A 1,770-nucleotide genomic window follows, 5' to 3' on the forward strand; every position below is an offset into this window, starting at 1 on the left:
GTGTAACGGGTCGCAAGAAGTACGATATAGACGGAAACCGAATTGAGTGACAATCCTTATATTTGCGTAAATAAGCGCAAATATGAACGATCAGTACATTCAGCTAATTGAGGATTACCTCGCACAAGGTGTAGCTCATCCAGATATTATTGAGAATCTTGGGAACGACGTCAGCGATGAGGCTGCGAAGTTTGCTGCTGATTATCTAAAAAAAAAAGAGCAGCCAGAGCAAGTTGGCGGGTTGGGCTTAGAGTCGGCCCCGTCTTTGTTGGGATCTGCTGGCGCTAAGCAAGAAACCGACTTACTCGGAAGAAGACCGCTCAGAGGGGGTCTTAAGGGGGTTGATATTGTAGCGGAAAAAGAGCTTTCTCAGGAGATGGTTAGCAGATACGGTCTTGAGGCCGCTGCTGACGACTATACTGCTAGAGCAGACAAGTTTAACGATCTTGAGTCTCTCGAAGATCAGCTAGCGTTTTTCAAAGACGAGAAGAACGCCATGTACTTCCCCGAAGTCTACAAAGAGGTAGAGAAGCAGGGCAGAACGATTGCCCTAAACAAAGACTTGGATGATGCGGCCACCCTCGCTGATGTAGAGCAGGCGTTTGAGGATGCTGGATTTAGCTCGGAAGAGTATGCGGATTGGCTTAAGGAAATGAAAGACGAAAATCCGTTTGTCATAAAATCACTTAAAGCAGAAGAAGAGTATAGAGCTCGCTTTGGAGCTCCAGCCAAAGGCGAATACGACTTGCCAGAAATCTACAATCAGCTTTCTGAAAAAAGAAATAAACTTATAGCTGAACATGAGAGGGTTGTTAAGCTTTGGAATCAGAAAAGATTTGAAGAAGGGTATTGGGCCAACGATCTTACGTTTTTGTCATCTCAAATAGCAACTCTTAAGGAGTCTGCATCCGAGACGCTCGGTCAAATGGACTATGCTCTCCAAGAATCGGCGCGGGAGAGAGATGATGCTGGGCGGATGATAAAAGAATCCATGCCAGAAGATTCCTACAGCATATACGAAACGTATAATAACGCATACTCTGCTGCTATATCTAAAGAGGTAGAGCAACTTATCAAGAATGCAAAGGGGGATCAGTACAACCCCACAGAAACCGAATATGTCCTTTCTCAAATGATGAGAGGGGGTATGACTCTGAATCAAGCAATACAGGAGTACTACCCAGACCTTGTTTATGGTGAATCTGGCGTCGAATTTACTGCTCAGCAGATAAGAAACAGAGTTCAGGAAGAAGCGTCTAATGCGGCTGTTGAGAAATTTAAATCTATTGGAAGGCCCGAAGATGCTTCAAGAATAGAGAGAGATCTTAAAAAATATTTTTTAGTAGATTTTGATGGAGACGGACGGGTAGCTCCAATGCAGTTCTTTGACACTTATCTCTCTAAAATACCTCTTACCTCACGAGGTTTTACTGTTGGTGACCTCGTCAAAAACTTTGATCCTGAAACGGTTGATCAAATATGGCAAGGGGTTCGGCCCGCATACGAGCCAATAGAAAAAGCTATTGTGGGTACGGCAATGATGGTTGGCGACGCAGGAGGCGGAGCTTGGCAGTTCGTAGAAAACCTTGGAAACAGCCTCCTGGTGGATATGGATGGCGCTGATGAGTTTACGGACTACATGGCGGAATGGAAGCGTGAGTTTGAAGAGAAGGGGACGTACTTTGTTCCAGGTTCAGGCGGAGTCCTTTCAACAGAAGGAGCCATAAACCAGGTGGCGTATAGCTTGCCATTTTCTATCATTCAGTTTGC

The 1,770-nt window shown here is 45.1% G+C and carries 1 protein-coding gene; it reads left to right on the forward strand.

The annotated features are described in order from the left end of the window. Positions 1-82: 82 nt before the first annotated feature. Positions 83-1,770, forward strand: a 1,688-nt coding sequence (locus tag EBR25_13665; GenBank protein ID NBW42030.1) for a hypothetical protein, incomplete at its 3' end; no start/stop codon positions are given.

The organism is bacterium (genome assembly GCA_009926305.1).
Taxonomy (GTDB): Bacteria; Bdellovibrionota_C; UBA2361; order UBA2361; family RFPC01; genus RFPC01.